Consider the following 15,807-nt stretch of genomic DNA (forward strand, 5'->3'; position numbering starts at 1 on the left):
TCCGAGGTTCCATGAATTAAGGAGAACTCTGGTGGATTTTAACTGCTTTAAAGCCTACGACATCCGTGGCCGAGTGCCCGATCAGCTGAACCCGGAAATGGCCGAGCGAATCGGCCGGGCCTACGTGGCCGTGACCGGCGCCCGCAAGGTCGCCGTCGGTTACGACATTCGTCTGTCCAGTCCGCAAATCGCCGATGCCCTGAATCAGGGATTGATGGCTGCCGGGGCGGACGTCTTCAGCATTGGCCTGTGTGGCACGGAACAGATTTATTTTGCGACCAGCCATTTTGGGCTGGACGGCGGCATCATGGTGACGGCCAGTCACAATCCGAAGGACTACAACGGAATGAAATTGGTGGGGCCGGGTGCACGGCCGATCAGTTCTGATAATGGCCTGACCGATATCCGTGACGGCGCCCAGCAGTCCCTGCCGGATGCCGATGAACCCGGGACGCTACGCAGCCTGGAAGTGACCCGGCCCTACGTGAAGCATCTGCTGGGTTATGTCGACCGGGACAGTCTCAAGCCCCTGAAAATCGTGGTTAATGCCGGCAACGGTGGTGCCGGTGAGGTGATTGACGCCCTGGAACCCTACCTGCCGTTTGAGTTCCACAAGGTGCACCATAAAGCCGATGGCACTTTCCCCAATGGCGTGCCCAATCCGCTGCTGGAGGAGAATCGCTCCGCTACTGCCATGGCGGTGCTGGCCAGCGGTGCCACCATGGGTATTGCCTGGGACGGGGATTACGACCGCTGCTTCTTCTTTGACGAGAAGGGCCGCTTCATCGAGGGCTACTACATTGTTGGCCTGCTCGCGGACCAGTTCCTGCGCAAGCAGGACGGCGGCAAGGTCATCCACGATCCACGGCTGGTGTGGAACACCCGTGAGCTGGTGTCTGCGGCTAAGGGTACAGCAGTGGAGAGCAAGACCGGCCACGCTTTTATAAAGCAGCGCATGCGCGAAGAAGATGCGGTTTATGGCGGCGAAATGAGCGCCCACCACTATTTCCGGGATTTTTCGTACTGCGACAGCGGTATGATTCCCTGGTTGCTGGTGGCCGAACGGCTGAGCCAGTCTGGGCAGTCACTGTCAGCGCTGATCGATGCCCGTATTGAAGCCTTTCCTGCCAGTGGCGAGATCAACCGCACGGTGGACGACCCGGCTGTGGTGCTTGAGGCTATCGAAGGGATTTACCTTCGGGACGCGCTGTCGCTGAACCACATCGACGGGCTCAGCATGGAATTTAACGAATGGCGTTTTAACCTGCGCATGTCGAACACCGAGCCGGTAATTCGTCTGAATGTGGAGAGCCGTGCTGACCGGGCCTTGATGGAAGAGCGGACTGAAACCCTGCTTGAACAGATCCAGGAACTGTCGAAGCCCATCCGCGCTCCACGGGAAGCGGTCACCCTGTAACCGCGTCGCTGGTATGCCGAGGTCAGGCGATCGGGCCCGGCTCCAGTTGCATGTGCTGAGTGTCGTCGGAGATGCCGACGACACCGTCTTGAATGGTGATTTGCAGAGACATGCTGCGGTGAGCCAGTTTCGCCAGCGAATCGGTGGCTTCCTGCGGCAGGTTAACGATGGTCAGGTTGTCGAACCGGCTGAGTTTATTGTGATGCTTTTCCCACCACAGTGGTACCGCGCGGCCACCGTAGGTGTATAGAATGACCTGCCGGGCCCGATTGCAGGCCTTACGGAGACGACCTTCCTCGGGCAACCCCAGTTCAATCCACAATTCGATCTCGTCGGTCAGGCTTTTCTGCCACAACTCAGGTTCATCGTCTGTGCTCAGGCCCTTGGTGAACTCAAGATGTTCGCCGGCGTTCAGGGCGAACGCCAGTAGCCGGATCATCATCCGCTCGTCGGTTTCAGACGGGTGCTGGGCAATGGTCAGGTGATGGTCGGCGTAGTAGTGCCGGTCCATGTCGGCGATGTTCAGTGTGGCTTTGAAAATAGTTGCTTTGAGCGCCATGAAGAGTCCGGATTGGTGTCTTGCTATGAGTATGCGCTAGTGTAGTGCAATTCCACCCTGATAAGCATGACGACCGTTCAATGTTGCGTGGTTTCCTGATTCTGGTTCTGTTCTTTCTGCTCGGCGAAGCGCTGCGGCTGGTGTTTGTGTTGCCGATTAGCGGTGGTGTGCTGGGCATGATTCTCATGACCTTTACCCTGATGCTGCAGGGCCGGGTCAGCAACGAACTGGCTACCGCCAGTCAGGGGCTGATCTCGGTGCTGGTATTGCTCATCATGCCTGGGGTGGTGGGCGCGTTTTTCACCGTCAGCCAGTTTCAGGGCCAGTGGTTGGCGGTGGTGGTGGCGCTTCTGCTGGGCACCATCCTTAGTGTGTTGACCACGCTCTTGCTGATGCGCGCGTTGGTGCGAAGCGGGCAGCGAGGTAGGCAGGAGGGGAGTGGGGCGGATGACTGACCTACTGGCCCGTGTGCGTGCACTGCCTGAGACTCTATCGGCCACGCCGATACTCGCGATTGGCCTGACCCTGAGTGCATTTTTCATTGGCAACTGGCTGTTCCGCCGTCTTGGCCGGCCGCTGTGGCTGCCACCGGTGGTACTGTCGGCGTTGGTACTGGCACTTACCATTGCCCTGCTACCACTGGACTATGCCCGCTATCACCACGGTGCCCAGTGGTTGATGCTGTTGCTTGGGCCGGCCACGGTCGCCCTCGGCATTCCACTGTATCAACAGATGCACCATGTCCGTGCCTTGTGGCGTCCCATTGTCTGCACCTTGCCGTTGGCAGCCACCCTGGCGTCGGTGTACGCGCTGGTGATTGCCTGGGCTTTGGGCGCGACCCCGGAGGTGCTGGCCTCGCTGGCGCCCAAGTCCGTCACGGCTCCGATTGCCATTGGCATAACCGAGCAACTCGGTGGTGCCGTGCCCCTGATGATGGGTGGGCTGCTGGTCACTGGTGTGCTCGCCACACTGTTTGTGGACCTGCTGGCAGGGCCGCTGGCAATAGAAGACGAACGCATCCTCGGCTTTGCCCTCGGCCTGAACGGCCACGCCATTGGCACTGCCCGGGCTTTTGAAATCAGTCCTGCAGCGGGGGCCTTTGCCTCTCTCGGCATGGGCCTGACCGGCGTGTTCACGGCTCTGATCTTGCCCCTGGTTTTCCAGCTGTAACATAACTTTAGCCTCGTCGTGCGAGGCTGCCCCATAGAGGGTCATTCACCTCACGAATAACCCTCACTTGCAATTTCGATTGCTGTTACGGGATTCCCCGACTAGTTTTTAGCGCAGACATCTGGTGCGAAGTTGCGCCGATGCGCCGCAAAATTCTTAAAACAGCGACGGAAAACGCGATGAAAAAACTACTGACAGCTTTTGTTGGTTCCATGGCCCTGGCCTCTGCCCCGGTAGCGATGTCTGCCGAGGCGAACAAGGAACTGAAAATGGCGTACGACGCCGACCCGGTCACGCTCGACATTCACGAGCAGCTTTCCGGCGGTATGCTGCAGCTCTCTCATATGACTTTTGATCCCCTGGTTCGCTGGAATAAAGAGCTGGGTTTTGATGGTCGTCTGGCGGAAAGCTGGGAGCGAATTGACGAAAACACCATGCGCTTCAAGCTGCGCGAGGGCGTTAAGTTCCATTCAGGCAATGAACTGACGACCAAAGATGTCCAGTTCACCTTCAACCGCCTGAAGCAGAGCCAGGATTTCAAGGCCATCTTCAAACCGTTCAGTGGCATCAATGTTATTGACGACTACACCTTCGAGCTGGTCACCAGCGAGCCGTACCCGCTGCTGCTGAACACCGCGACTTACATTTTCCCGATGGACAGCGAGTTTTACAGCGGCCAGACCGACAGCGGTCAGGCCAAAGACGCCATCGTCAAGCACGGCAACTCGTTCGCCTCCAGCAACATGTCGGGTACCGGCCCGTACACCGTGGCCAGCCGTCAGCAGGGCGTGCGTGTGGAATTCGAGCGTTTTGACGATTACTGGGATTCCGAGTCTCCGGGCAACGTTGGCAAGATCGTGCTGACTCCGATCAAAGAGAACAACACCCGGGTATCTGCACTGCTGTCTGGTGGTGTTGATTTCGTGGCGCCGGTTCCGCCGACCGATCTCGAGCGTATCCGCAACGACAAGAACTCCGAGCTCGTCACCATGAGCGGTACCCGCATCATCCTGTTCCACATGAACCAGGAGCGGGTTGAAGCGTTCAAGAATCCGAAGGTGCGTCAGGCCATCGCCTACGCCATTAACCAGGAAGGCATCGCCGCCAAGATCATGAAAGGTTTTGCGACGCCGGCCGCACAGATGTCACCCGCAGGTTACCAGGGCCATAACGAAGCGCTGACTCCGCGCTTTGACGTGGCCAAGGCCCAGGAGCTGATGAAGGAAGCCGGTTACGAGGACGGCTTCACCATCTCCATGATGGCGCCGAACAACCGCTACGTGAACGATGCCAAGATCGCCCAGGCGGTTGCCGCCATGCTGGCACGCATCAACATCACTGTGGACCTGAAGACTCTGCCGAAAGCCCAGTACTGGCCGGAGTACGACAACCGCGCTGCGGACATGATGATGATTGGTTGGCACGCGGATACCGAAGACTCGGCGAACTTCTTTGAGTTCCTGACCTTCTGCCCGGATGCGGACAGCGGTTCTGGCCAATACAACGCTGGCAACTACTGCAACGCCGAGCTCGATGCCCTGGTTGACAAGGCCAACGTTGAAACCGATCTGGATAAGCGTGCCGCCATGTTGAAGGAAGTTGAGCAGCGTCTGTACGACGAAGCTGCTTTCGTTCCGTTGCACTGGCAGGACCTGGCCTGGGCCAGCAAGAAGAGCGTTCAGATTGAGCCGATCCTGAACGTGATGAACTTCCCGTACCTGGGTGACCTGGTCGTTGAGTAATTGCCTCTGAAGGCTGGCCGGCGTCGGAGCTTCCGGCGCCGGCCTTTTATTTGCAGCACGCTTTATTTGAAGCCCGCGCTTCTTAAAGCAAACTCCGGAATTTATCCATGTTAGCGTTTTTGGTTCAGCGGATATCCCAAGCAATACTGGTCATGTTTGTGATCAGTGTGATTGCGTTTGCCATCCAGGATGGCCTGGGCGATCCCCTTCAGCAGATGGTTGGCATGTCGGTCTCCGAAGAGGAGCGCGAAGCCATCCGGGATGAAATGGGTTTGAACGATCCATTGGTGGTCCAGTACCTGCGTTTTGCCGGTAATGCCGTTCAGGGTGATCTGGGCATTTCCTACTTTTACGGCAAACCGACACTGGACGTCATTCTCGAGCACCTGCCAGCAACCCTGGAACTGGCCATTGGCGCCAGTCTGATCATCCTGTTTTTCTCGGTGCCCATTGGCGTCTACGCCGCCATCCGGCCCCAGGCATTACTCTCCAAATTCTTTATGGGGGTTAGCACCGTCGGGATCTCCATCCCGGTCTTCCTGACTGCCATTGTTCTGATTCAGTTATTCTCCATCGGCGTCACCGTGGATCTGTTCCCGGCCGACACCGGGTGGGGCCAGGGCCTGAACAGCGCGCTGTCGACCGAAGGCGGTCTGCCGTCCTATGGCCGAGGTGACGAGTTGACGCACCTGTTTGGCACCTGGCACTCCGGGTTCTTCTCCCAGGGCGGTCTGTTGCACCTGATTCTGCCGGCCATTTCACTGGCCTCCATCATGCTGCCGCTGTTTATCCGGCTGATCCGGGCGGAGATGATGGAAGTGCTGCAGAGCGATTACGTGCGCTATGCCCGGGCCAAGGGTCTGCAGCCAGCTCGCGTCAATTTCCTGCACGCCCTGAAAAACACCATGCTGCCGGTGATCACCGTTGGCGGTGTCCAGATTGGCACCATGGTGGCGTACACCATCCTCACCGAAACGGTCTTTCAATGGCCGGGGGTCGGGTTGATGTTCCTCGAAGCCATCACCCGCAGTGATATCCCACTGATCGTGGCCTACCTGATGGTGGTGGGACTGATCTTCGTAATTACCAACACCATCGTGGATCTGATCTACGGCCTGGTGAACCCAACGGTAAAACTGACAGGTAAGAAAGCATGACGACGGCGACGATTTCACGCTGGGATCGCTTTCGCGACTCCTTCCTCTGGTACAGCTTCAAGCGCGACAAGATTGCCATTGTGAGCTTTCTGGTGCTGGTGCTGATGGTGGCCGCGGCGGTCTTCGCGCCCTTGCTGGCGCCCACAGATCCGTACGATCTGGCACAGATCAACATCATGAACTCGGAACTGCCGCCGGTGGGCATGAGCGGGGCCGATGCGGCCTTCCCGCTGGGCACCGATGCCCAGGGCCGTGACATGCTGTCCACCATTCTCTATGGCACCCGGGTATCCCTGCTGATCGGTTTTGGCGCCGTGGTGCTGCAGGCCGTGCTGGGTATTCTGTTCGGCCTGCTGGCCGGTTACCTGGGTGGTCGGGTGGATTCCATCCTGATGCGCATCGCCGATGTGCAGCTGTCGTTCTCCACCCTGATGGTCGCGATCATTGTCGGCGCGGTGTTCAAGGCCAGCTTCGGCAACCTGATGTTCGGTGAGATCGCCATCTACATGCTGATTTTCATCATCGGTGTGGCCGAGTGGCCGCAGATCGCCCGGACCGTGCGCGCCTCGGTACTGGCGGAGAAGAAGAAAGAGTATGTCGATGCCGCCAAGGTCATGGGCTTCGGAACCCGACGCATCATGTTCCGGCACATTCTGCCCAATACCCTGTCGCCGATTTTTGTCATTGCCACGGTGCAGATCGCCAACGCCATCATTTCCGAGGCGGCGCTGTCGTTCCTGGGGCTGGGCATGCCCGAAACCCAGCCGTCGCTGGGCTCGCTGATCAAATCCGGCTTTGATTACATCCAGAGTGGTTCCTGGTGGATCACCCTGATTCCCGGCCTGGTGCTGGTGGTGCTCGTGTTGGTCATCAACCTGTTGGGTGACTGGTTGCGGGATGTCATGAATCCACGGCTCTACAAAGGTTAAAAGGCAGGGGTAAGTAATGGCACTTCTGGAAGTAAAAGATCTTGATGTTCGCTTTGCCGTGCGCGGCGGCGACCTGACCGCCCTGCGCGGTATCAGCTTCAGCCTGGACAAAGGCGAGCGCCTGGGGTTGGTGGGCGAATCCGGTGCTGGTAAATCCGTGGCCGCGTTCTCCATCCTCAACCTGATTGCCCGCCCCGGCTACATCGCCGGCGGCCAGATTTTGTTCGAGGGCAAGGACCTGGCGGCCATGAGCGAGCGCGAGCTGCGCAAGATTCGCGGCAACCGAATCGCGATGATTTTTCAGGATCCGATGATGACCCTGAACCCGGTGCTGTCGATCGGCACCCAGATGGTTGAAGCCATCAAGGCGCATCGGCGCATCAGCACCAAAGACGCCCGGGCCATTGCCCTGAGCAAGCTCAACAAGGTGCAGATCCCGTCGCCGGAGAAACGTCTGGATCAGTACCCGCACGAGCTGTCGGGTGGTATGCGCCAGCGGGTGATCATTGCCATCGCGCTGTTGCTCGACCCGGAAATCATCATCGCCGACGAGCCGACCACCGCCCTGGACGTGACCATTCAGGCGGAAATCATGGCGCTGCTGCTGGAGTTGTGTGAGCAGGACAACGTCGCCCTGATGCTGATCACCCACGATCTGGGTGTGGTGTCTCAGGTCACCCAGCGCATGCTGGTGATGTATTCGGGCCGGATTATCGAGCAGGGCTCAACCCGGGAAATCATCAACGATGCCCAGCATCCGTATACCCAGGGCCTAATCAACGCCCTGCCGCAGATGGGTGAGCCGGGTGAGCGGCTGTTCCAGATTCCGGGTTCCATGCCGTCTCTGAAAAACGTCCCCACCGGCTGCCCGTTCCATCCACGTTGCAAGTTCGCCACCGAGCAGTGCAAGCGCACCATGCCCGAGTATGTGCGGTCGGGGAATGTGGATGTGGCCTGTTACGAAGTCAGTAATCTTATTGAGCAGGAGAAACACATGCAGGAGTCGGAACAATGACCTCACAAACCCCACTGGTCGACATTCGCGGGCTGGAGAAGAGGTTTGACCTGTCCGGCAGCCTGCTGGAGCAGATCTCGTTCAAGAAGGGCCGTTTTCATCGCAAGCAGGAAGCGGTACACGCCATCAACGGCGTGGACCTGCAGGTGCAGAAAGGCGAAGCCCTGTGCGTGGTCGGCGAGTCCGGCTGCGGCAAATCCACAGTCGCGCGCACGGTGATGGGGCTGTTGTCGCCCAGCGGCGGCGAGATCTACTACGACGGCGAGCGCATCGATAATCTGGACGGCAAGGAGGTTCTGCCGTACCGCCGCAAGATGCAGATGATTTTCCAGAATCCCTATGCGTCGTTGAACCCGCGGATGACCATCCAGCAAACTCTGGAAGAGCCGATCCGTTTCCATCACCCGGACTGGGATACCGACCGGGTGAAGGAAAAGGTCAGTGAAGTGATGCAGTCCGTGGGTATCGACCTGGATTGGGGCAGCCGCTTTGGTCACGAATTCTCCGGCGGCCAGCGTCAGCGTATTGCCATTGCGCGGGCGCTGGCGGTGGACCCGGAGTTCATCGTGGCGGACGAGCCGATTTCGGCGCTCGACGTGTCCATTCAGGCCCAGGTGCTGAACCTGCTGATGGACGCTCAGGAGAAGCGCAACCTGACCTACCTGTTCATCACCCACGACCTGGCTGTGGTGGAGCATTTCGGCACCCGTGTGGCGGTGATGTACCTGGGCCGGGTGTGCGAGCTGGCGGACACCAAGACCCTGTTCAGTACTCCGCGCCACCCGTATACCCAGGCCCTGTTGTCGGCCATTCCCAAGCTTGAAGATGACCGGCCCAACCACATCCGCCTGCAAGGGGAAGTGCCGACACCGGTGAACCTGCCGTCGGGCTGTGTTTTCCATGGTCGTTGCCCCTACGCCAACGAGCGTTGTCGGCAGGAGATTCCGCAGCTGATCGCCACCGATGAAGGTGCGCAGGTCGCTTGCCACGCGGTCGAAGAAGGGCGGTTGTAACAGGGGTGCCGGGATAAGCTATGATGCCCGTCATACTTTTTTGCCCCTCCCGGTGACCCCATGGAAATACGCTGGTTAGAAGACTTTATGGCGCTGGCCCGAACGCGCCATTTCTCACGTGCTGCCGAGTTGCAGCACGTGAGCCAGCCTACGTTCAGCCGGCGCATCAAACTCCTCGAAGAAGCCATGGGCGCAACGCTGATCAATCGCCAGACGTTGCCGCTGTCGCTGACCCCAGCCGGGGAGGCGTTTATCGAGTTGTGTGAACGGGTGACCCGGGACGTTCGCGAAACCCGCGACCGGATCCATGATCTGGAGGCGGAGGCCTCGGCCCGCATCAGTGTTGGCTCTACCCAGGGTCTGTTCTCCCATTTCTACCAACAATGGGCCCAACAAGTTGGGCTTGCTGAGCGCCTGCAACTGAACCTGAAAGCCACCAACTGGGTTGGTGAACAGTTTCTGGATGCCCTGGATAATGGTGAATGTGATCTGGTGCTGTGTTACTGGCATCAGGACCTGCCCTGGGGCGAGCGGCTCGATCCGCAACGCTATGAATTCATCACCCTGGCCCGGGAATTCCTGGTGCCGGTGAGTGTGGCCGATGAAGCCGGTCGGCCCAGGTATCCGCTACCCGGCACCACTGAGCAGCCGGTGCCGTTGATTGCCTACCACCCGCGCGGGTTTCTGCAATCAGCGATTGAGGCCCACCTGAGCCGCAGCAAAGTCTCGGCGAATCTGCTGCCACTGAACGAGAATACTCAGTCCGCCAGTATCAAGGCCCTGGTTAAACAGGGGTTTGGTATGGGCTGGCTACCCCAGCGTATGACTGAAAAGAGCGAGCAATTTGGCAGTCTGGCGCGCGCCGGCGGCGACCAATGGGATGTGCCCTTGGAAATCCGTTTGATCCGACTGCGCCAGCCCCGCTCTGACGACCTATTAACCCTTTGGACAACCCTGGAAAGCCAACATGCCTGAGACCGAGATCCTGTCCCTTCAGATTGATCACATCCGGACCCTGCAGCAACGCTACGAAAAGGCCCTGAAGGCGCACGGATACGACAGCCTGCTGATCAGCTCCGGTGCCGCCCCCATGCGTTACGGCGATGATCAGTCGTGGCAGTTCCAGGGCTACGGCCCGTTCCTGCATTGGACCGGACTGGCGGGCCAGGAGCACAGCTGGTTGCTGATTCGACCGGGCCAGACCCCGTTACTGTGGCTATACCAGCCGGTCGACTTTTGGCACGCCAATCTGGAATTGCCGGAAGAACCCTGGCAGCAGGTCGTGGAGGTACGGTTCAGCGAAGGCCGGAGCGCACCGTCGATGGAAAAGTCGGGCAAGCTGGCGGTGATCGGTGATCCTGCCGGACTGGCCGACGTGCCGGGCGAGCACAACCCGGCTCCTTTGCTGGCTGCCCTGGACGAAACCCGGGTGCGCAAGACACCTTACGAAATTGCCTGTCTCGCCCGCGCCAACGAAATTGCCGTAGGCGGACACCGGGCCGCCCGAGACGCATTCCTGGCCGGTGGCAGCGAGTTCGACATCAGCCTGGCTTACCAGCAGGCCACCGGGCAGCGCGAGGCCGAAGCGCCATACCACAGCATTATCGGGGTTAACGAACACGCCGGTACCCTGCATTACCAGTATTACGATACCCAGGCGCCAGAGCGCCCCCGCAGCCTGTTGATTGACGCCGGCGTGCGCTTTCGGGGCTACTGTTCTGACATTACCCGAACCACACCGGCACCCGGTGAGGGCCGATTCGCGGCCCTGGTGCAGGGGTTGGACCAGCTGCAGAATCGCCTGTGCGAAATGGTTGCGCCCGGTGTGGAGTACGCCGCTATCCACCGCAAGACCCACCAGGGTCTCGCCGCGCTGTTGAACGCAGCTGGCGTGGTATCGGGGCTGGACGATGAAGCCTTGGTAGAGCAGGGAATTACCCGCGCCTTCTTTCCCCACGGTATTGGCCATTTCCTGGGAATTCAGGTGCACGATGTCGCTGGCAAGCTTGAGCCGTCCCCGGCTGATGCACCGTTCTTGCGCCTGACCCGCACCCTGGAAGAGGGCATGGTGGTGACCATCGAGCCTGGTCTCTACATCATTCCGTCACTAATCGATCCAGTGCTAAAGGGGCCGCTTGGGAAGCACTTCGATCATGAGGTGATTGATGATTTGCGGGGCTGCGGTGGCATTCGCATAGAGGATAACGTGGTGGTGACCGCTGACGGCGCCTGCAACCTGACCCGTGAGATGGGCGGCTGAAACATCCGGTTGCACAAAATTAACACGATGGGGTTGTAATTCTAGACGCAAATAACAATAATTATCACTCACTTTATTGTCGTCAGTGAGAGAGCCCTATGTACGTGTGCCTTTGTCACGGTGTCACCGACCGAGAAATCCGCGAAGCTGCCGAGAATGGCGTCACTTCCATGCGCCAGTTGGGTAAGGAAATGGGTGTCGGCACTCAGTGTGGCCGCTGCGCCGCCACCGCGCGTGAGATCCTGAGAGAAGCGGCGACCCCGGACTACCTGTCGCTGGCCAACCTGCTGGCACAACCGGCCTAGGCATCATTTAACACTACTCGCCCCCACTGGAGCCGGCCGCCCTGGCCGGCATTGTTGCAACTGGTTCCCGCCTGCAATTTTTTATTACCGCATAACCGGCTATCCTAAGAAATCGTACTCATCCGTCATCAAGGAGCCCGGTCATGAAAGGCGATAAGAAAGTTATCCAATACCTGAACAAAGTGCTTTGCAACGAACTCACCGCCATCAACCAGTACTTTTTGCACTCGCGCATGTACAAGGACTGGGGTATTACCAAGCTCGCCGACAAGGAATACGAAGAGTCCATCGACGAGATGAAGCACGCCGACCAGCTGATCGAACGCATTCTGTTCCTTCAGGGGCTGCCGAACCTGCAGGATCTCAACAAGCTGTTGATTGGTGAAAACGTTGAGGAAATGATCGCCTGCGATCTGAAAATTGAGCACACTGCCCACGTCGACCTGAAAGAAGCCATCGCCTACTGCGAGCAGGTCCAGGATTACGGTAGCCGACAGTTGTTCCGTAGCATTCTCGACAGCGAAGAAGAGCACATCGACTGGCTGGAAACCCAGCAGGAACTGATTACGCAGATGGGCATTCAGAACTACATCCAGCTGCAATCATCCGCCGCGGAGTAAAACCTGACAATGGATCTGTCTTGCTTCAAAGCTTATGACCTGCGCGGCCGGGTGCCGGATCAGCTGAATCCGGAGCTGGCTGAACGCATCGGGCGTGCCTATGTGGACATCACCGGTGCGAAGAAAGTAATTGTCGGGTACGACATCCGCCTGTCCAGTCCTGACATTGCCGAAGCCTTGAGCTCCGGTCTGATGGCGGCTGGTGCCGACGTCTTCGACATTGGCCTGTGCGGCACCGAGATGGTGTATTTCGCCACCAGCCATTACGACATGGACGGTGGCATCATGGTCACCGCCAGCCACAACCCGAAAGACCACAATGGCATGAAAATGGTCGGGCCGCAGTCCCGCCCGATCAGCTCCGACAATGGCCTGAACGACATTCGTGATCGCGTACTGGAGCCGTTCACCGACGCCTCCAAGCTGGGTCGCTACGAGCCGCTGGAAGCGATGAGTGCCTACATCGACCACCTGCTGGGTTACGTGGACGCCACCGCCCTCAAACCCATGACCCTCGCAGTCAACGCCGGCAACGGCGGGGCAGGGCTGGTGATCGACGAGCTGGAACAGCACCTGCCGTTCGAATTCGTGAAAGTGCACCACCAGCCGGATGGCCATTTCCCCAACGGTGTGCCTAACCCGATCCTGCCGGAAAACCGCGCGGCGACGGCCGACGCCGTGATCGCCGAAGGCGCCGCCATGGGCATCGCCTGGGACGGTGACTATGACCGCTGCTTCTTCTTCGACGAGAACGGCCGATTTATCGAGGGCTACTACATCGTTGGCCTGCTGGCAGACCAGTTCCTGCGCAAAACCGGCGGTGGCAAGGTTATCCACGACCCGCGCCTGACCTGGAACACCCTCGACCTGGTCGCCTCGGCCGGTGGCGAAGCCATCGAAAGCAAGACCGGCCATGCCTTCATCAAACAGCGCATGCGCGATGAGGACGCGGCCTACGGTGGCGAAATGAGCGCGCACCACTACTTCCGCGACTTCGCCTACTGCGACAGCGGCATGATTCCCTGGCTGCTGATCGCAGAGCGCCTGCTCCAGTCCGGCCAGACCCTGTCTTCGTTGATCGACGCCCGCATCGAAGCCTACCCGGCCAGCGGCGAAATCAACCGCACCATCGCCGATCCCCCCAAGGTGATCGCTGCTATTGAAGCCAAATACAGTGTTGGTGCGAAAAGCATCAGCCACGTGGACGGTGTCAGCATCGAGTTCGACGACTGGCGTTTCAACCTGCGGATGTCGAACACCGAACCGGTGGTGAGACTGAACGTGGAATCGCGGGCGGATATTCCGCTGATGGAAGCAAAAACCGAAGAGCTGCTTGCTGAGATGGAACGGTTGAATCAGTAAGACTCTCCTCGTAGCTGCGGGGAGAGCTGGCAGGATGATGTGGCTGAAACTGTGCGGAGCCAAGGATGGCGGAGCTCAAGCGCCACATGAATGTGCTTGAGCGGGTTTCAGCCACATCATCCTGACTGATCGACCTTCTCCCGTTTGCGTGGAGTGCTTCAGAGCCAGTCGTTCAGCATAATCCCGATGCCAAACCGCTCGGTCCGCTTGTTGTAGTCGATCAGACTCTCCCCATACCCGTTGTAGTACTGGAAAAAGCCCTTCACCGTATCCCCCATCGGGAAGCTGTACCCGAACTCCACCGACGTCTTATTATTCGACCGCAGGTTATTCATCAGATTCAGCGAGAACGTCCGGTCTTCCGTCAGCTTGTACACCGCCGTGTAGTTGGCGTGGCCCAGATAACGTTCAATGTCCTCATTGTCGTCCTCGTCACCCTCCGGAATCCGGAACCAGGGCTGGACGATGAAGAGCCAGCGATCGTAGCTGTAGGCGGCCGACGCAGTAACCCGATTCCAGCTCCGGGAGCGGGGCTCGGACTGACCATTGGACTGATGATTGAGGCCGAGCGTAACCGCGTTCAGGGTGCCCTTGCCAATCTTGAAGTCGCTCTGATAGCGCAGGAAAATTTCGGGTTCGTAGTTGGTCTCCCGGAAGGGCGCGGAATCATCCTGGTTGTATACCTGCCAGAACGACTTCTGGGTGTAGCCGAACCACATGGTAGTGCGGTCATCCAGCATGCCGGTGAGCAGCGGTACCTTGAAGCTGATCTGGTATTTGGCCTCTTCCCGCTCCAGGTCATAATCGTAACCTGAGGCGCCCAGGCGCGGACTGGTCGGATTGGAATTGGGATCTTTCACCCAGGTTAGCGGCAGAATATAGGTCGGCCGGTACCCGACAAAACTTCCGGAGAACGAGAATACTGCCTTCTCTGCAGCAATGTAGCGGTCGACAATGGTGGTCATCACGCCTTCATTGCTATCGCCATCCCCAGTCATGTCCTTCACGGCGGTTTCCCGGGAGGGTAGGGTCTTATCGGCCTCCTGCTCAACCTGCTTAACCTTTTCCGGCTCGGCATTCTGCCGGGCCTTGCCCGGGTCCAGAACCCGGTCGTAACAGGCCAGCCGGCGAACGCCGTTTTCGATCAGCGCGCATTCTTCCGCGGTGAGCGGCTTGGGCTGGGCGCTGTTGTCCCCTGAGTCAGTGCCCTCGGCACTGGCGGTGCCGGCAACCAGGGCCAGACCAAAAGCCGTAAAAGCAGAAAGCTGTACACGCATGATGAGGTCCTTAACTGGCGTTCAGGCTGAACCAGGTGTTGGCAATGCCGTATACCCAAACACTGATAAGAGTAACCGCCAGCAAAGAGAAAATGACTTTGTGGCGAAAACGGTTGGCAGTATCTGCTGCCGCTACCCATCGCAAATACATCAGCCCGATGAAACTGAGAAACACACCCAGGCTTGCCAAGGCGGGTATCAGAAGCCAAGCTGCGTCCAGCGTGCCGCCATCACCGGTGTAGCTTGAGAACCAGCCCATGGAGGCCAGCAAAATGGCCAGGGCGGTGAATTCGGCGATCAGTAAAGGCTTGCGCAACGGGTGGCGTGAAGGGGTGTCGGGCTGGGACATTTAGCGATTCCTGAAATCCTGAGTTAAAAGCGTCACTATGGTAGCCGGAATGCCGGCAAAACGCTGTTTGATTTACGAAATGGCAATGAAAGCGATTGAATTCAAGCAAGGATTTTGCAGTTTGGTTTTTTTGCCCGGGCTCAGTCGCTATAATGCGGACATCAAAAGATTATAACGCTCTAATGCGAGGTGCATTGTGAAGATGAAGAGAGTCCTGGCCGTCGTGCTACTTGGTTTCGGCCTTACCGCCGGTGCCGTGATGGCAAATGTTGAAGATGAAATTCGCTCACGCATCGCGCCGGTTGGCGAAGTATGCATGCAGGGTGACGAGTGTGGTGCCGCTGCTGCGCCAACCCAGACTGCCAGCTCTGGTCCTCGCCCTGGCCCGGAAGTGTATGACGCCGTGTGCATGGCGTGTCACAACACCGGTGCCGCCGGCGCACCCAAGAAGGGTGATGCCGCAGCCTGGGCTCCTCGCATCGACAAGGGCATGGAAACCCTGATCAACCACGCGGTCAATGGCTTCAATGCCATGCCTGCGAAAGGTGGTTGTGCCAGCTGCCCCGATGAAGAAATCGCCAGCGCGGTTGAGTATCTGGTGTCAGAGAGTAAGTAAGCTGCTCTTCGGTAGT

Annotated in this window: 17 protein-coding genes; 14 read left to right on the top strand and 3 right to left on the bottom strand. The window is 58.7% G+C overall.

All coding sequences use genetic code 11. From position 1 onward, the window contains the following. Positions 1-31: 31 nt before the first annotated feature. Positions 32-1,417: a phosphohexomutase domain-containing protein gene (locus tag QUE89_RS02065; RefSeq protein WP_286221641.1), complete on the top strand. Its 1,386-nt coding sequence runs from the start codon at positions 32-34 to the stop codon at positions 1,415-1,417. A gap of 22 nt (positions 1,418-1,439) precedes the next feature. Here the strand turns inward: QUE89_RS02065 and QUE89_RS02070 are convergent, their stop codons facing one another. Further along, a complete protein-coding gene (locus QUE89_RS02070) occupies positions 1,440-1,976 on the bottom strand; it encodes a YaeQ family protein (protein ID WP_286221642.1) in 537 nt (178 codons plus the stop codon). A gap of 80 nt (positions 1,977-2,056) precedes the next feature. Here QUE89_RS02070 and QUE89_RS02075 point away from each other — a divergent pair, with 80 nt between their 5' ends. The 12 genes from QUE89_RS02075 (at position 2,057) to QUE89_RS02130 (ending at position 13,549) form a co-directional block, all read left to right on the top strand. After that, positions 2,057-2,431 carry a CidA/LrgA family protein gene (locus QUE89_RS02075; RefSeq protein WP_286221643.1) on the top strand — a complete coding sequence of 125 codons (375 nt, stop codon included), beginning with the start codon at positions 2,057-2,059 and terminating at the stop codon, positions 2,429-2,431. Further along, a complete protein-coding gene (locus tag QUE89_RS02080; RefSeq protein ID WP_286221644.1) occupies positions 2,424-3,146 on the top strand; it encodes an LrgB family protein in 723 nt (240 codons plus the stop codon). Before QUE89_RS02075 ends, QUE89_RS02080 begins: the two co-directional genes overlap by 8 nt. A 179-nt stretch (positions 3,147-3,325) precedes the next feature. Further along, positions 3,326-4,888 (top strand): ABC transporter substrate-binding protein, encoded by a 1,563-nt coding sequence (locus tag QUE89_RS02085; RefSeq protein ID WP_286221645.1) that lies wholly within the window; start codon positions 3,326-3,328, stop codon positions 4,886-4,888. Positions 4,889-4,995: 107 nt separating this feature from the next. Next, positions 4,996-6,045, top strand: coding sequence for an ABC transporter permease (locus tag QUE89_RS02090; protein ID WP_286221646.1), 1,050 nt, complete (start codon positions 4,996-4,998; stop codon positions 6,043-6,045). Next, a complete protein-coding gene (locus tag QUE89_RS02095; RefSeq protein WP_138440246.1) occupies positions 6,042-6,974 on the top strand; it encodes an ABC transporter permease in 933 nt (310 codons plus the stop codon). Before QUE89_RS02090 ends, QUE89_RS02095 begins: the two co-directional genes overlap by 4 nt. Before the next feature lie 16 nt (positions 6,975-6,990). Then, entirely contained in the window at positions 6,991-7,989 is a 999-nt protein-coding gene (locus tag QUE89_RS02100) for an ABC transporter ATP-binding protein (RefSeq protein ID WP_138440247.1), read from the top strand. After that, positions 7,986-9,002: an ABC transporter ATP-binding protein gene (locus tag QUE89_RS02105; RefSeq protein ID WP_286221647.1), complete on the top strand. Its 1,017-nt coding sequence runs from the start codon at positions 7,986-7,988 to the stop codon at positions 9,000-9,002. The genes QUE89_RS02100 and QUE89_RS02105 overlap by 4 nt, the downstream gene beginning before the upstream one ends. A 60-nt stretch (positions 9,003-9,062) precedes the next feature. Beyond that, positions 9,063-9,977: a LysR family transcriptional regulator gene (locus QUE89_RS02110; RefSeq protein WP_286221648.1), complete on the top strand. Its 915-nt coding sequence runs from the start codon at positions 9,063-9,065 to the stop codon at positions 9,975-9,977. Next, positions 9,970-11,262, top strand: coding sequence for a Xaa-Pro dipeptidase (gene pepQ, locus QUE89_RS02115; protein WP_286221649.1), 1,293 nt, complete (start codon positions 9,970-9,972; stop codon positions 11,260-11,262). The genes QUE89_RS02110 and pepQ overlap by 8 nt, the downstream gene beginning before the upstream one ends. A gap of 98 nt (positions 11,263-11,360) precedes the next feature. Continuing rightward, complete coding sequence (locus tag QUE89_RS02120; protein ID WP_286221650.1) at positions 11,361-11,567, top strand: bacterioferritin-associated ferredoxin; 207 nt, start codon at positions 11,361-11,363, stop codon at positions 11,565-11,567. Positions 11,568-11,710: 143 nt separating this feature from the next. Beyond that, positions 11,711-12,187 carry a bacterioferritin gene (gene bfr / locus QUE89_RS02125; RefSeq protein WP_286221651.1) on the top strand — a complete coding sequence of 159 codons (477 nt, stop codon included), beginning with the start codon at positions 11,711-11,713 and terminating at the stop codon, positions 12,185-12,187. 9 nt (positions 12,188-12,196) lie between these two features. Beyond that, positions 12,197-13,549 carry a phosphohexomutase domain-containing protein gene (locus QUE89_RS02130; RefSeq protein ID WP_286221652.1) on the top strand — a complete coding sequence of 451 codons (1,353 nt, stop codon included), beginning with the start codon at positions 12,197-12,199 and terminating at the stop codon, positions 13,547-13,549. Positions 13,550-13,707: 158 nt separating this feature from the next. Here the strand turns inward: QUE89_RS02130 and QUE89_RS02135 are convergent, their stop codons facing one another. Together QUE89_RS02135 and QUE89_RS02140 are read right to left on the bottom strand one after the other, a co-directional pair. Further along, a complete protein-coding gene (locus QUE89_RS02135; RefSeq protein WP_286221653.1) occupies positions 13,708-14,826 on the bottom strand; it encodes a phospholipase A in 1,119 nt (372 codons plus the stop codon). 10 nt (positions 14,827-14,836) lie between these two features. Then, positions 14,837-15,175 carry a hypothetical protein gene (locus tag QUE89_RS02140; protein ID WP_286221654.1) on the bottom strand — a complete coding sequence of 113 codons (339 nt, stop codon included), beginning with the start codon at positions 15,173-15,175 and terminating at the stop codon, positions 14,837-14,839. A gap of 202 nt (positions 15,176-15,377) precedes the next feature. Between QUE89_RS02140 and QUE89_RS02145 the strand changes: the two genes are divergently transcribed. Continuing rightward, on the top strand, positions 15,378-15,791 hold the full coding sequence (locus tag QUE89_RS02145) for a c-type cytochrome (RefSeq protein ID WP_286221655.1): 414 nt from the start codon (positions 15,378-15,380) through the stop codon (positions 15,789-15,791). Positions 15,792-15,807 lie beyond the last annotated feature (16 nt).

This window comes from Marinobacter sp. LA51, from assembly GCF_030297175.1.
GTDB classification, from domain to species: domain Bacteria; phylum Pseudomonadota; class Gammaproteobacteria; order Pseudomonadales; family Oleiphilaceae; genus Marinobacter; species Marinobacter apostichopi.

Excerpts from the sequence above, each read along its gene's own strand:
- QUE89_RS02070 (WP_286221642.1), bottom strand. The coding sequence starts at position 1,976 with ATGGCGCTCAAAGCAACTATTTTCAAAGCCACACTGAACATCGCCGAC.
- QUE89_RS02075 (WP_286221643.1), top strand. The coding sequence starts at position 2,057 with ATGTTGCGTGGTTTCCTGATTCTGGTTCTGTTCTTTCTGCTCGGCGAA.
- QUE89_RS02080 (WP_286221644.1), top strand. The coding sequence starts at position 2,424 with ATGACTGACCTACTGGCCCGTGTGCGTGCACTGCCTGAGACTCTATCG.
- QUE89_RS02085 (WP_286221645.1), top strand. The coding sequence starts at position 3,326 with ATGAAAAAACTACTGACAGCTTTTGTTGGTTCCATGGCCCTGGCCTCT.
- QUE89_RS02090 (WP_286221646.1), top strand. The coding sequence starts at position 4,996 with ATGTTAGCGTTTTTGGTTCAGCGGATATCCCAAGCAATACTGGTCATG.
- QUE89_RS02095 (WP_138440246.1), top strand. The coding sequence starts at position 6,042 with ATGACGACGGCGACGATTTCACGCTGGGATCGCTTTCGCGACTCCTTC.
- QUE89_RS02100 (WP_138440247.1), top strand. The coding sequence starts at position 6,991 with ATGGCACTTCTGGAAGTAAAAGATCTTGATGTTCGCTTTGCCGTGCGC.
- QUE89_RS02105 (WP_286221647.1), top strand. The coding sequence starts at position 7,986 with ATGACCTCACAAACCCCACTGGTCGACATTCGCGGGCTGGAGAAGAGG.
- QUE89_RS02110 (WP_286221648.1), top strand. The coding sequence starts at position 9,063 with ATGGAAATACGCTGGTTAGAAGACTTTATGGCGCTGGCCCGAACGCGC.
- pepQ (WP_286221649.1), top strand. The coding sequence starts at position 9,970 with ATGCCTGAGACCGAGATCCTGTCCCTTCAGATTGATCACATCCGGACC.
- QUE89_RS02120 (WP_286221650.1), top strand. The coding sequence starts at position 11,361 with ATGTACGTGTGCCTTTGTCACGGTGTCACCGACCGAGAAATCCGCGAA.
- bfr (WP_286221651.1), top strand. The coding sequence starts at position 11,711 with ATGAAAGGCGATAAGAAAGTTATCCAATACCTGAACAAAGTGCTTTGC.
- QUE89_RS02130 (WP_286221652.1), top strand. The coding sequence starts at position 12,197 with ATGGATCTGTCTTGCTTCAAAGCTTATGACCTGCGCGGCCGGGTGCCG.
- QUE89_RS02135 (WP_286221653.1), bottom strand. The coding sequence starts at position 14,826 with ATGCGTGTACAGCTTTCTGCTTTTACGGCTTTTGGTCTGGCCCTGGTT.
- QUE89_RS02140 (WP_286221654.1), bottom strand. The coding sequence starts at position 15,175 with ATGTCCCAGCCCGACACCCCTTCACGCCACCCGTTGCGCAAGCCTTTA.
- QUE89_RS02145 (WP_286221655.1), top strand. The coding sequence starts at position 15,378 with ATGAAGAGAGTCCTGGCCGTCGTGCTACTTGGTTTCGGCCTTACCGCC.